The sequence below is a fragment of the Variovorax sp. CAN15 genome (assembly GCF_030462475.1).
Lineage (GTDB): Bacteria > Pseudomonadota > Gammaproteobacteria > Burkholderiales > Burkholderiaceae_C > Variovorax.
In genome coordinates, this window is record NZ_JASMRZ010000028.1 from 1 (window position 1) to 13,316 (window position 13,316).

Genomic DNA, 13,316 nt, shown 5'->3' on the forward strand with positions numbered 1-13,316 from the left:
CGAATAGGCGCCCGGCAGCATGACCAGCAGCGTGTCGACATTGCCGCGCGCGCAACTGCTCTTTTCGAGCGAGGTCGCCATCGGCACCGTGGCCTTGCGCACGCCGCCGCAGGCCGTGGCGAGGAGGGCGGCGATGCCCATGTGGTCGAGCTCGACGTGACCGACATCGGCAGCATCAAGGCGGCCGTGGCGCGCGCCGAGACCGAAGTGGGCCCCATCGACATCCTAGTCGCGCCGCAGCTTCAGCGCGCTGCTGCCCGAACTGTTCGCCGCGGAGAACCGCATCCGCTACGTGGCGGAGACCGACATCCGGATTCCCGTGCGTGGCGGTGTCGTCCATGCCAGCATGGTCCGGCCTGGCCGCGCGACCGCGGCCCTGCCGACGCTGCTGCGCTTCACGCTCGACCCCGCCGAGGACGATGCCCGGCGCAGCGCCGCCAGGGGCTACGTCGGCGTCACCGCGTACGTGCGCGGGCGCACGCCCGACGGCAAGGGTGCCGTCTGGCCCTTCGTTCGCGACGGCGAGGATGCTGCTGCCGTCATCGACTGGATTGCGCGGCAGGCATGGAGCGACAGGCGCGTCGTCATGCTCGGGGAAGGCTACTCCGGCTACGCTGCCTGGGCCGCCGCTCAGAGAAGGCCGCCGGCGCTCAAGGCCATCGCCACCATCGCGCCGATGGCGCCGGGTATCGACTTCCCGATGGCCGGGCAGATCTTCCGCAACGCAATGGTCCGCTGGGCGCAGGAGCACGCGCTGGCCGAGCCCCTGGCTGCAGGCAGCGCTGCAGATGCGAACCCGGATGCGGTCTGGCAGGCACTCGACGCGCGCTGGTATCGCGGCAATCGCCCCTACTGGGACATCGACCGCGTCCTGCTGGGCAAGCGCAGCAGGCTGATCCGGACCTGGCTGACGCACCCGAGCCACGACCGCTACTGGCAGAAGTTCCTGCCATCGGCGCAGCAGTTCGCTCGCATCGACATCCCGGTGCTCAGCTTCGCCGGCTACTACGGTGCCGATGCCGGTGCGCTCTATTTCCACCGCGAGCATCTGCGCAACCGGCCGCAGGCCGACACCACACTGCTGCTCGGTCCCTACGACGCTGATTCGATCCGGCGCGGCACGGTGGGCACGCTGCGGGGCTACGCGCCGGACCCGGTTGCGCGCGTCGACCTGCCCGAGTTGCGCTACCGGTGGATCGATCACATCCTGAAGGGCGCGAGCAAGCCCTCCCTGCTGCTGGATCGCGTCAATTACCAGGTGATGGGGGCGGACCGATGGCGCCATGTCCCGGCGCTGGACTCGCCGCAGCGAACCCGGCTGCGCCTCTACCTCGATACCAGCGGGCGCGGCGAATCGCATCGTCTGCTGCCCGCGCCGGCCGCGGGCAGCGGCAGCGCGCGGTTGTCGGTCGATCTGGCCGACAGGCGCGACGTGGGCATCCCCTGGCCGGACGCGTTGCGCATGAAGCAGGTGCCGGCGCGCAACAGCATCAGCTTCGTGAGCGACCCGCTGCCCGAAGGCAGCGAGATCGCCGGCAGCCTGCGCGGCGTGTTCGACATCACACCCTCGCGGCAGGACGTGGACTTCAGCGTCTCGCTCTACGAGCAGACGGAAAGCGGCGAGTGCCAGCTGCTGTTCGACCCCTACGATTTCCGCGCGAGCTATGCCGGCCATCGCGTGCGCCGCCGGCTGCTGCGGGCTGGAGAGCGCCAGTTGCTCCCCTTCACCGTTGAACGCGTCACCGCCTGCAGGCTGGCGGCGGGCAGCCGCCTCGTGCTGGTGGTCGGCATCAACCGGCGCCCCGACCGGCAGATCGACTACGGCAGCGGCAAGGACGTGAATTCGGAAACCGTTGCCGACGCGAAGTGGCCTTTGCGCGTGCGCTGGCATGCGCGCAGCTACGTCGAGATTCAGACTGGCGAGGCCTGATTCCCCGTGGCGTCTCCGGCGCCGATCACGACGCCCTCGCAGGGCGCCAGCATCAAGGGGCCTTCGACCGATCCGGCGCGCGCCGGATCGGTCGATGCCAGCACGAATGGCCGATGCGGCATCAATGCCGGCGGCACGGAGGCCGGGTCGGCGCCGAAGTTCAATATCACCACCAGCCGTTCTCCCTCGCTTTCGCGCGCATAGGCGAGCAGTTCGCTCCCGGCTTCCAGTGCCTCATAGCCGCCTCTGTGCAGCGCGGGCCGCGCGCGGCGCAGCGCGATGAGGCGCCTGTAGAGCGTGAGCATGGAGCCGGGGTCTTGCGACTGTGCCTCGACGTTGCACGTGCGCCAGTCGGCTGCCAGGCGCAACCAGGGGCTTGCGGTCGTGAAGCCGGCGTTTGCGGCGGTGCTCCACTGCATGGGCGTTCTCTGCGGGTCGCGGCCCAGGCCCATGCCGGGCTTGTTCTTCTCGAAGGGGTCCTGGACTTCGCCGGCGGGAATGGGGACGTCCGTCATGCCGATCTCGTCGCCGTAGTAGAGCGTCGGTGTGCCGCGCAGCGTGAGCAGGAGCATGGCAGCGAGCCGTGCCATCCGGGGCCCGGCGCGGCTCGCGATGCGGGCCCTGTCGTGGTTGCCCAGCACCCAGTTCGGCGCGGCGCCTGGGGGCAGGGCGGCTTCGTAGTCGCGCACCAGGCGGTCGATGAGCGCCGCCTGCCATTCGGTCGCGATCAGCTGGAAGTTGAAGGGCAGATGCACGCCTTCGAGCGTGCCCCGGGCGGTGAGGCCGTAGTAGGCGACCAGGCGCGGCAGCGGCAGATAGAGCTCGCCGATCAGCACGCGCGACGAGCGTGCGTCGCTGAATTCGTCGACCACGCGGCGCATCTCGGCCACGATGGGCTGCACCTCCGGCAGGTCGGTGTTGTAGAGCATCGTCAGGCGCAGGAACGGATCCTGCCCCTCGACGAAATCCGGATTGGGCGGGTTGTCGCGGAACTGCTCGTCCTTCACGATCTGCGAGAGCACGTCGACGCGGAATCCGTCCACGCCGCGCCGCAGCCAGAAGCGCAGCACCTCGTACATCGCGGCGCGCACCTCGGGGTTGCGCCAGTTCAGGTCTGGCTGCTCCTTCAGGAAGGAATGGGCGTAGTACTGATTGGTGGATTCATCGAAGCTCCAGGCCGGACCGCCGAAGTTGCCCAGCCAGTTGTTGGGCGGCCCGCCGTCGGGCGCGGGGTCGCGCCAGATGTACCAGTCGCGCCGCGCATCGGTGCGCGCGCTGCGGCTCTGCAGGAACCACGGATGACGGTCCGAGGTGTGGTTGGGCACGAAGTCCAGGATGAGCCTGAGTCCCTTCGCGTGAGCCTCCCGCACCAGCGCGTCGAAGCCGTCCAGCGTGCCGAAGCGCGGATCGATGCCGCAGAAGTCGGAGATGTCGTAGCCGAAGTCGGCCATCGGCGAGGGATAGATTGGTGAGACCCACACGGCGTCGACTCCGAGCGAGACCAGATGATCCAGCCGCGCGCGAATGCCGTCGAGGTCTCCGATGCCGTCGCCGTTGCTGTCCTGGAACGAACGCGGGTAGACCTGATAGACGATTCCGAATTTCCACCAGTCGTCAGCTGACATCGCGATTCCCTTGGCTTGGCATTGAGCGGGGTCATTGTCTCCAGAAAGCGCTCCGGCCGTTTCGAGGTGCCGGCGGTTCCGGATATTCAATCGCCGCGCGTTTAGCCAGCCTGCCGCCGCAAAAAAGTCAAGAGGCGGTTGCCTCGAATACAGGCAGTCTGGCGACGGCCCGCGTGATTGCTGGCAACGCCGATGTTGTCCCTGCGTTATCCACAAAGATTTCCACAGACTCGGGGAACAACTTTCTGCGCAACACCGGTCTGGCGCCGAAACTCGAGCCTGATGCGGAGCCGAGGGGCGCGGCGCGCACCGGCTTCGTGGCATGCACCTGCTTGCGCCAGGTGCCTTCTTCAGGCGCGGCGCTTGCGGGTGCCAGGCGCGGTCTTTGCCGGCGGCGTGAACAGACGCATGATGGCTTCGCGCACATCGGCATGCATCTTCTCCACGGCCTTCGTGTCGCCCGACATGTGCTTCAGCAGCGCCTGCTGGAAGAGCCCGTCGAACAGCGCATAGGTGGCCGACGGCGACATGCCGGGCTGCTCGCCCGAGAGTTCGGCGAAGCGGCTCATGATGCGCCAGATCATTTCTTCCAGGCTCCTGTCGATCTGCAAGACGTCGGCGCGGAAGGCTTCTTCGAACAGAGCCTGCGAGCGCAGGTCGTACCAGAGGCGGTGCACGTGGCCTTCGTCGCACAGCGTGTCGCCGAGGCTCTTGAGGAAGCCCTCCATCAGCTCGTCGTAGGTGGTGGCGCTTTCCACCGCGTGGTCGTAGCGCGTGACGCATCGCGCCTTGTACTGCTTCACGCTGCAGATGATGAGGTCGACCTTGTCGCTGAAGTAGTAGTGCAGCACGCCGTGCGAGAACTCGGAGTTCTGGGCGATCTCGCGCAGGCTGGTGCGCGCGTAGCCCAGCGCGGCCAGCGTGGTCAGCGCGGCTTCGCCCAGTTCGGCGCGGCGCTCGGAGAATTTGTCGACCCGCGCCTTGGGCACCCGTTCAGCGTGTTTCTTGACCCGTTGATGTGTCGTCATTGAAAGCCGGGCGGCATGAACGCCAAGCCCTGTGTTCTTCGTGATTTCAGACCATAGCACGCAAGCGGGAGAACCCGCATCCAGCGCGCCACGGATGCATTCTAGAAAAACTTGACGAGTGACAAGAAAAATCTTGACAGTTGTAAAGTCGATTTCTAGGATGGCCGCTCCATCTCACAACACATCCACAGGAGACAAGCGATGGGCAAGTTCGACTTGAAAGGGCGCCGTGCGCTCGTGACGGGCGGTGCGCGCGGCATTGGCGCGAGCATTGCCGAGACGCTGGCTGCCGCTGGCGCTTCAGTGATGATCGGCGACGTGCTCGCCGACCTGGGGCGCGAAACCGCCGCCAGGCTTTCCTCCTCCGGGGCCAGGGTGGGCTTCGTTCCTCTGGACGTCACGAAGGACAGCGACTGGGCCTCGGCCACCGAAGCCACGGTGAAGGAACTCGGCGGCTTCGACATCCTCGTCAACAACGCCGGCATCGAGATCACCTCGCTGGTGATCGACGTCGATGGCGACGACCTGCGCCGCATGCTCGACGTGAACGTGGCCGGCACCCTGCTCGGCATGAAGCACGCGTTCCGCGCGATGCGCCCCGGCGCAAGCGCGGGCGAGGGCGGGGCGGTGGTCAACATCGCCTCGGTTGCCGCGACCATTGCGTTCCCCGCCATCGCCGGCTATTCCGCCACCAAGTCCGCCGTCGACCGGGCGACCCGCGTCGCGGCGATGGAGTCCGGCAAGCTGGGCTACGGCGTTCGTGTCAACTGCATCTACCCGGGCCTCGTGCCCACCGACATGGGCATGAAGCTCGCGCACGACATCGTCGCCGCGGGCCTCGCGCCGAGCGTGGAGGCCGCCGTGGGCGACGTGGTCGGCCAGACGCCGCTGGGCCGCCTCGGCGAAGTCGGCGACATGGCCGACGTGGTGGTCTTCCTCTGCTCCGATGCGGCCCGGTTCATCACCGGCGCCGGCATCGCGGTGGACGGCGGCATGGGCATGTAGGTCGCACGGGCAATCAGTCAGCAAGGAGACACAGCATGAGCAACAACAGCAAGAAGAAACCCGTCGTCGTCTACGGCGCCTCCGGCTACACGGGCCGGCTGGTGTGCGAATACCTGCGCGAGTACAACATCCCCTTCGTCGCCGCGGGCCGCAGCGCGCAGAAGGTGGAAGCGGCGATGAAGTCCAACGTGCCCGGCATCGAGACCGCGAACTACGAGGTGGTGGAAGTGGCGCATTCGGTGGCTGCGCTCACGGAGCTCTTCACCGGGGCCTCGGTCGTGCTCAACACGGTCGGCCCCTTCGCCCGTTTCGGGCCTGAGGTGGTCGACGCCTGCCTGGCCGCCGGCTGCCACTACACCGACACCACCGGCGAGCAGGACTGGCTCATCACGCTCGACCAGAAATACGGCGCCCGCTTCGCCGCGGCCGGCCTGCTGCTCTCGCCCGGCCTCGCGCACATGTACACGACCGGCGAGATCGCGGCGCAGCTGTGCCTGGAGACGCCCGGCCTCGACACGCTCGACATCGCCGTGTTCTGGGGCGGCAGCCCGACCATCGCGTCCACCCAGACCATTCTGGTGAACGCCGCCACCTCCAAGGCCTTCTACCTGGAGCAGAACGAGTACGTCGAGTGGCAGCCTGACGCGGGCCTCTACCACCTGTCCATCCCCGGCCAGCACGAGGCGGCGCTGGCGCTGCCCTGGGGCGGCACCTCGCATCCGGTGTGGTTCAAGCGCGATCCGCGCGTGGCCAACGTGAAGGTGCTCGGCGGTGTCTTCAACAAGGCGCTGATGCAGGGCGTGCCGCAGATCGTCGCCGCCGCGCTCAAGGCCACCGAGGGCATGAACGACGACGACCGCTATGCCGCGCTGGCCCAGACCGCATCGGGCGTGATGAACACCATGCCCCCGCGCGAGAACCCGCGCATCAACAAGTCCGTCGACTCGGTGCATGCCTCCGGGCCGCTGGGCCGCGTGCACTGTGTGATCTTCGGCAACTGCAACTACAAGCAGACCGGCCTGCTGCAGGCCTATGCGGCGGCCTCGCTGCTGCAGCAGCCGCCGCGGCGCGCCGGCTTCGCCTCGGGCTGCCAGGCCTTCGGGCACCGCGAGTTGCTGGGCGCGCTGCGCGGTTTCGGACTGGTGCAGGAGCCCGTGCTCACGCGGATGGGCTGACTGCCATGCGCCTCGTCGACTATCTCGACAAGGGCGCCCAGCTGGGCGCCCACGTGCCGTGCCTCACCATGGCCGGCACGGATCTCAGTTACGGCGAGGTGCAGCGCATCAGCTGGCGCGTGGCGCGCGGCCTGCAGCGCGCCGGCATCGAGCCTGGAGACAAGGTGGCCGTGCTCTCGAGCAACGACGCCACCGCCTTCGCCACCGTGTTCGGCATCTCGCGCGCCGGTTGCGTGTGGTGCCCGATCAACCCTCGCAACGAGGCCGGCGAGAACGCCTTCGTGCTCGACGTCTTCGACTGCGCCTGCCTGATTTTCCACGGCAACTACGCGCCCATGGTCGAGCAGATGCGCGCGCAGCTGCCCAAGCTGCGCGCGCTCGTTTGCCTCGACCAGCGGCAGCCTTTCGCGCCATCCATGGACGACTGGCTCGAAGGCCTGGACGATTCGCCGCTCGACATCGCCGCACCCGACGACGTTGCGATGATCGCCGGCACCGGCGGCACCACCGGCCAGCCCAAGGGAGTGATGCTTTCGGGGCGCAACCTGGAGGCGATGTCCGCGCTGACGCTGATGGGCTATCCCTTCGAGGGCCGGCCCGTCTACCTCGCGCTCGCGCCGCTCACGCATGCGGCCGGCGTGCTGTGCCTGCCGGTCATGGCGCTGGGCGGGCGCATCGTGATCATGCCCAGGCCCGACATCGGCGAGTTCCTCGGCCTCATCGAGGCGCACGGCGTCACCCACACCTTCCTGCCGCCCACGCTGATCTACATGCTGCTGCAGCATCCGCAGATCGCGCAGACGAAGCTCGATTCGCTGCAGTGCTTCTGGTACGGCGCGGCGCCGATGTCGTCCGCGCGGCTCGAAGAGGCGCTGCAGAAGATCGGCCCCGTCATGGCCCAGCTCTTCGGCCAGACCGAGGCGCCGATGATGATCTCGATGATGTCGCCGCGCGAGCACTTCAACGCCGACGGCACCGTTGCGCGCCACCGCCTCGCGTCGGCGGGCCGCCCGGGGCCGCTGGTGCAGGTCGGCGTGATGAACAGCGAGGGCAAGCTGCTGCCCACGGGCGAGAGCGGCGAGATCGTGGTGCGCGGCTCGCTGGTGATGCTCGGCTACTACAGGAACCCGGGCGCGACCGAAGAAGCTTCGCGCCACGGCTGGCATCACACGGGCGACATCGGCTACCTCGACGCCGACGGCTTCCTCTATATCGTCGACCGCGCCAAGGACATGATCATCTCCGGCGGCTTCAACGTCTATTCGGCCGAGGTCGAACAGGTGCTGCTGCAGCATCCCGACGTGCAGGACAGCGCCGTCGTCGGCTTGCCCGACGAGAAGTGGGGCGAGCGCGTGGTGGCCGTGCTGCAGCTGCACGATGGCAGGCAGGTGGATGTCGAGGACATCAAGGCCTTCGTCAAGGCGCGCATCGGCAGCGTGAAGGCGCCCAAGCAGATCGAGGTGTGGCTCGACCTGCCGCGCTCCAGGGTGGGCAAGGTGCTGAAGAAGGAAGTGCGCACGACGCTGCTGCAGCGTGCCGATCATCCGGGCTGACTGGTCAGCCGCCGCGCTCGTAGTGGTCGTGGTGCGCCCGGCGCAGCTCGAACTTCTGGATCTTGCCAGTCGATGTCATCGGCAGCGCCGGCAGGAAGATGATCTTCTTCGGCACTTCGAAGCCGCCCAGGTGCTCCTTGCAGTGCGCGGTGAGCACGTTCTCGTCGAAGTCCGCGGGTGCATCGGGCCTGCGCGTGACGAATGCGGTGATCGCCTCGCCCCAGCGCTCGTGCGGCAGGCCCACCACCGCGGCGTTGAGCACGGCGGGGTGCCGCAGCAGCACCTCCTCGACCTTGATCGAGGGCACGTTCTCGCCGCCCGACTTGACCATGTCCTTCAGCCGGTCGAGAAAGATCAGCTGCCCGTCGGCGTCGAGCTTGCCCAGGTCGCCCGAGTGGTGCCAGCCGAAGCGCTGCGCGTTGGCCGTGGCCTCGGGGTCGTTGTAGTAGCCGAGCATCACGTTGGGGCCGCGAAAGACGATCTCGCCGACCTGCTCGGGGCCCAGCAGCCCGCCATCGTCGCCCATCACCGCGACTTCGTTCACCAGCGTGCCCACCCCCCAGTAGGAGCCGAAGCGCCTGCGCTGCTCGTTCGCCTCGAAGATGGTGGCGCCGGGATACATCTCGGTCTGGCCCGAGACGAGTGCGAAGTCGGGGCAGAACTCGTCGAGCAGGCGCAGCAGCAGCGTGCGCGACATCGGCGCCATCGCGTACACGCAAAGCCGCAGGCTCGAAATGTCCCGCGCGGCACGCTGCGGGTGCGCGAGCAGCGCGCCGTACATCATCGGCAGGCCGACCATCACCGTGATGCGGTGCCGCTCGATGGCCGCGAGCACCGCGCCGGGGTCGAAGCCGCGCAGCACGACGATCGAGCCGCCCACCGCCAGCGCCGACATCAGCACCGTGTGCTGCCCGCAATGGAAAAGCGGCAGCACGCTGCTCCACACGTCGGCGCGCTCGGGGCTGCTGCCCCATTCGACCATGTTGCTCAGCAGCACCGAATGCACAGAGGCGTGCGAATGCATCACGCCCTTCTGCCGGCCGGTGGTGCCGCTGGTGTACATGATGAGCGCGAGCTGCGTGCTGTCGATGGGCACCTCGGGCAGCGTTACCGGGCCCTGCGCGATCGCCTGCGGCACCGTGCGCACGCCGGCAGGCGGCGTGTCGCCGTCGAGCACGCAGAGGATGGGCGCCACGCCTTTCGCTTCCAGCAGTTCGCGCAGATCGGGCTTGGCGTGCAGCGCGGTGTCGATCACCATGTGGCGCACGTCGGCATGGCCGAGGATGTAGCCGATGGCATCCACCGCCAGCGCGGTGTTGACCGGCACCCACACGAGGCCCGCCTTCTGGATGCCCAGCATGGCGACCACCATCTGGATCGAGTTGTTGCACAGCATGCCCACGCGGTCGCCGCCCGCGAGGCCCAGTCCCAGCAGGTGGTGCGCGAAGCGGTTCGAAGCGGCGTCGAGTTCGCCGTAGGTGATGCGGTGCTCGCCCTCGATGAGCGCGGTGCGCGTGCCGAAGCGGCGTGCGCTGCGATGGATCACGTCGCCCAGCGCGATGCGCGAGATGCGTGAATGGAACTGCGACGGCACAGGGCCGGGGGCGGCTGCGGGCATGCTCTTCGTCTCCGTTCTTCGGTGATGCGTCGGGAATGCGCGCAGCCTAAGGCCGCATCCCGCGCCGCGTCTTGCGAAGACTGGCTACTGCTGCGCGTCGCCTCGGAACGCGGCTAGAAGCGCGCCTTGAGGAAGGCCGAAGGCCCCTGCAGCCGGACCTTCAGGCGCGAATCGGCGAAGTCGTTCTCGCGCGTCAGGTCGATGTTCGTCACGCCGTAGGCCAGCACCACGCCGATGTTCTTCACCGGGAACCACTCCACGCCGGCCGAGGCGTTGTAGATGTTGCCGTGGAAGCGTCCGCTGCTCTTCCACACGCCGGAGGCGTCGGCAAAGAGCCGCAGGTCGGGCGTGATGGCGTGGCGCACGCCGATCTCCAGCAGCGGCGCCACGGCGTTGTCGCTGGTGCTTTGGCTCAGCGTGCCGATCTGCCCGTTCACCGATGCCAGCGCGGTGGCGCCTAGCGTCGCGCGGTAGTAGGCAGCGCCGGCGCCGAGGCCCAGCACGGTGTTGCCCGAGCCGATCCACCACTTGTAGGAGAGCTTGGCGAAGTCGAGCTTGGTGCTCAGGTTGGCGTTGCCGAAGGTGTTGAGCGTGCCGAAGGGGCCCAGCGAGGTGGTGTTCGCGACGCCGCCCGAGTAGTCGCGCTTGTACCGGTAGTAGTCGAAGGAGATGCCCTGGCTGTCGCCGAGCAGCACGTCCGCCGAGATGCGCGGCATGGTGACGCGGCCCGGCTTGATGTCGCCCGTCTGCAGCGCGCCATAGGCCGTGCCGAAGGAGGCGTTGATCTTCGGATCGGCATTGAAGCCGCCGACCGAGAGGCTGAAGCGGTCGAGCGCGGGCGAGGGATCGGCGAAGGCCGGCGCGGCGGCCAGCAGCAGGCCGGTGCCCAGCAGCGCGGGCTGGCCGAGCAGGCGGGGAACGAAGCGGTCGCGGAAACGGGTGCGGCGAAGCAGCGGCATGAAGCGAATCCTTGATGGTCCGGAGGGCCGGAATTGAACAGATGCCGCGGGCGCGCTGTCGTGACGTGGCGCAGACACACTCCGGGCGGGGCTCCCTTGAACAACAGCCATGACGTTAGTAGCGTGCGCACGCCCCGTGGATGCGCGGAATGCCGCAGTGGCTGTAGGAATTTCTCTACGCCGCGACGGCCGTCGCGCGCCTTGGCGGGCGCTAAAGTGCCGTCATGCGTCGACACTTCTCCACCACCACCGGTCCCCAACGTCTTCTCTACGGCGCCGTCACGGGCTGCGCCGTCGCCATCGCGCTKCTGCCCGTACCCATGAGCGGCATGGCGCGCGGGCTGGTCGGGTGGTGCGCGGGCGTGGGGGTGCACCAGCTGCTCGCGTGGTGGCTGGCCTGCACCTTCGATGCGAAGCACACCCGTGAGCGGGCGCAGTCGCTGGACCAGCCCAACGTGGTCATCCTGGTGTCGATGCTGGTGGTCGTCGCGATGAGCGTGGTGGCCATCGCCATGCTGCTGCAGCAGGTGAAGGACCTGAGCGGCTGGATGCGCGCGGCGCACATCGTGCTGGGCCTGGTGGCGCTGGCCGGTTCGTGGCTGACGATGCACACGATCTACGCCTTCCACTACGCGCACCGCTACTACATCGACCAGCGCGGCGGCACGCTCGACGGCGGCCTCGACTTTCCGGGCAAGGGCGATGCGCCCGACGCACCCGACTACTTCGACTTTCTCTACTACTCCTACGTGATCGGCATGACCTCGCAGGTGTCCGACGTGCAGGCGACTTCCAAGGAGATGCGGCGCATCACGCTGCTGCACAGCATGCTGGCCTTCGCCTTCAACATGCTGGTGCTGGCGCTTTCGGTGAATGTTGTCGCGGGCGCCGTGTAGGCGCCTCGCGATGCCTGTTCAGGCTGCGGCCTTGCGCGGCCAGCCCGGCTTGACGATGCCCGTCGACAGCGCCACGCCGCAGACGATCACCACCGCGCAGCTCAGCATCCATTGCGTGATGCTTTCGCCCAGGAACACCGCGCCGTAGAACAGCGCGAACACCGGCACCAGGAAGGTCACCGTCAGCGCACGGGCCGGGCCGGCGCGCTCGATCAGGCGGAAGAACAGGATGTAGGCCACACCGGTACAGGCGATGCCCAGCGCCAGCAGCGCGAGCCATGCGCGCAGGCTGGGCATCTGCGCGGGCCAGAGCCAGATGGCGGGCAGGGCGAGGAATGCGGTGGCGCCGATCTGGCTGCCGGTGGCCGTGGTCAGCGCGGGCACGCCGCCCAGCCAGGCCCGCGTGGCGCTGGCCGAGATGCCGTAGCAAAGGCACGCGCCCAGGCAGGCCAGCACCGCGAAGAGCGCGGCATTGCCGCTGGCGCCGGAATGCAGGCCGGCGTTTCGGCTGGCGAGCATCGCCACGCCCGCGAAGCCGATCGCCAGCCCGACCAGGCGCCAGTTCGCCGGACGCTCGCGAAACCAGGCCCAGGCCACGAGCGCGCCGAACATCGGCGTGGTGGCGTTGAGCACGGCGGCGAGGCCGGTGTTGATGGTCAGCAGCGCGAAGCAGAAGAGCGCGAACGGCATGCCCGAGTTGAAGACGCCTACCAGCATGCTGGCCTTCCAGTGCTTGGCCAGCGACGGCCCTTGTCCGCGCAGCAGTGCGATGGGCAGCAGGAACAGCGCGGCGATCGCCACCCGCACCGCGGCCGTCGGCAGCGCGCCGAACTCGGCGGCGCCGATGCGCATGAAGAGAAAGGAGGCGCCCCACAGCGCGCCCAGCAGCACCAGGTCGATGAGCCAGGCGGTGGGGGCGAGGGGCTTGGCGGGAGTAGCGGGAGTGGCGGGAGTGGCGGCGGCGATGTTGTTCTTCGTTGTGGTCATGCGTCCTCGGTCGTTCTTTCTTCTGTGCGTTTGTGTTCGCTCAGATGGCCTTCTCGAGCTGCAGCAATGCCGTCTTGCGTTCGAGCCCGCCAGCGTAACCGGTCAGCGAGCCGTCCGCGCCGAGCACGCGGTGGCAGGGCACGATCACGCTGATCGGGTTGCGCCCCACGGCCGCGCCCACCGCGCGCACCGCGGCCGGGTTGCCCACGTTGGCGCTCAGCGCGCCGTAGCTCGTGGTTGCGCCGGCCGGAATGGCCAGCAGCTGCTGCCACACGCTCTGCTGGAAGGCGGTGCCGTGCGAGAGGTCGAGCTTCATGTCGAAGCTGTCGCGCTTGCCTGCGAAGTAGTCGCGCAGCTGCACGGCCGCCTCGACCAGCGCGGGGTGGTCTTCCTTGGTGACCCAGCCGCTGGTGTCGGGCCAGTGGCGCTGCTGGTCGAACCAGACGCCGGCCAGGCCCTTGTCGGTGGCCGCCATGGTGATGCCGCCCAGCGGCGTGTCGATGTGCGAGGTGTAGATGGCTTTGCTCTTGAACTTCATGA

General features: G+C 68.2%; 11 protein-coding genes and 1 pseudogene. 6 read left to right on the forward strand and 6 right to left on the reverse strand.

Annotation, left to right across the window (positions count from 1 at the left end; translation table 11 throughout):
* Positions 1-123: 123 nt before the first annotated feature.
* Both QMO14_RS18155 and QMO14_RS18160 read left to right on the forward strand, forming a co-directional pair.
* Positions 124-231 (forward strand): annotated as a pseudogene (locus QMO14_RS18155) (short-chain dehydrogenase); the annotation flags it as partial.
* 61 nt (positions 232-292) lie between these two features.
* Positions 293-1,930, forward strand: coding sequence for a CocE/NonD family hydrolase (locus QMO14_RS18160; protein WP_301508816.1), 1,638 nt, complete (start codon positions 293-295; stop codon positions 1,928-1,930).
* Here the strand turns inward: QMO14_RS18160 and QMO14_RS18165 are convergent.
* Positions 1,912-3,555, reverse strand: a complete 1,644-nt coding sequence (locus tag QMO14_RS18165; protein ID WP_301508817.1) for an alpha-amylase family glycosyl hydrolase — start codon at positions 3,553-3,555, stop codon at positions 1,912-1,914. The genes QMO14_RS18160 and QMO14_RS18165 overlap by 19 nt on opposite strands.
* 350 nt (positions 3,556-3,905) lie before the next feature.
* Complete coding sequence (locus tag QMO14_RS18170; RefSeq protein WP_301508818.1) at positions 3,906-4,583, reverse strand: TetR/AcrR family transcriptional regulator; 678 nt, start codon at positions 4,581-4,583, stop codon at positions 3,906-3,908.
* A 201-nt stretch (positions 4,584-4,784) separates the two neighbouring features.
* Between QMO14_RS18170 and QMO14_RS18175 the strand changes: the two genes are divergently transcribed.
* Genes QMO14_RS18175 through QMO14_RS18185 form a run of 3 tightly spaced genes read left to right on the forward strand, consistent with a single transcriptional unit; the run spans position 4,785 to position 8,316 of the window.
* Positions 4,785-5,588, forward strand: a complete 804-nt coding sequence (locus QMO14_RS18175) for an SDR family NAD(P)-dependent oxidoreductase (RefSeq protein ID WP_301508819.1) — start codon at positions 4,785-4,787, stop codon at positions 5,586-5,588.
* A gap of 35 nt (positions 5,589-5,623) precedes the next feature.
* Positions 5,624-6,763, forward strand: coding sequence for a DUF5938 domain-containing protein (locus QMO14_RS18180; RefSeq protein ID WP_301508820.1), 1,140 nt, complete (start codon positions 5,624-5,626; stop codon positions 6,761-6,763).
* A 5-nt stretch (positions 6,764-6,768) separates the two neighbouring features.
* A complete protein-coding gene (locus tag QMO14_RS18185; RefSeq protein WP_301508821.1) occupies positions 6,769-8,316 on the forward strand; it encodes a long-chain fatty acid--CoA ligase in 1,548 nt (515 codons plus the stop codon).
* 4 nt (positions 8,317-8,320) lie between these two features.
* Here QMO14_RS18185 and QMO14_RS18190 read toward each other — a convergent pair whose 3' ends face one another.
* Together QMO14_RS18190 and QMO14_RS18195 are read right to left on the reverse strand one after the other, a co-directional pair.
* Positions 8,321-9,934: a class I adenylate-forming enzyme family protein gene (locus QMO14_RS18190; RefSeq protein WP_301508822.1), complete on the reverse strand. Its 1,614-nt coding sequence runs from the start codon at positions 9,932-9,934 to the stop codon at positions 8,321-8,323.
* A 113-nt stretch (positions 9,935-10,047) separates the two neighbouring features.
* Positions 10,048-10,893 (reverse strand): hypothetical protein, encoded by an 846-nt coding sequence (locus QMO14_RS18195; protein WP_301508823.1) that lies wholly within the window; start codon positions 10,891-10,893, stop codon positions 10,048-10,050.
* A 224-nt stretch (positions 10,894-11,117) separates the two neighbouring features.
* Between QMO14_RS18195 and QMO14_RS18200 the strand changes: the two genes are divergently transcribed.
* The gene (locus tag QMO14_RS18200; RefSeq protein WP_301508824.1) at positions 11,118-11,789 is read left to right on the forward strand and encodes a DUF1345 domain-containing protein; all 672 of its coding nucleotides are present in this window, start codon (positions 11,118-11,120) and stop codon (positions 11,787-11,789) included.
* Positions 11,790-11,807: 18 nt separating this feature from the next.
* Here the strand turns inward: QMO14_RS18200 and QMO14_RS18205 are convergent, their stop codons facing one another.
* A complete protein-coding gene (locus QMO14_RS18205) occupies positions 11,808-12,776 on the reverse strand; it encodes a DMT family transporter (RefSeq protein WP_301508825.1) in 969 nt (322 codons plus the stop codon).
* 40 nt (positions 12,777-12,816) lie between these two features.
* Positions 12,817-13,314 (reverse strand): methylated-DNA--[protein]-cysteine S-methyltransferase, encoded by a 498-nt coding sequence (locus QMO14_RS18210; RefSeq protein ID WP_301508826.1) that lies wholly within the window; start codon positions 13,312-13,314, stop codon positions 12,817-12,819.
* Between the last annotated feature and the right edge of the window lie 2 nt (positions 13,315-13,316).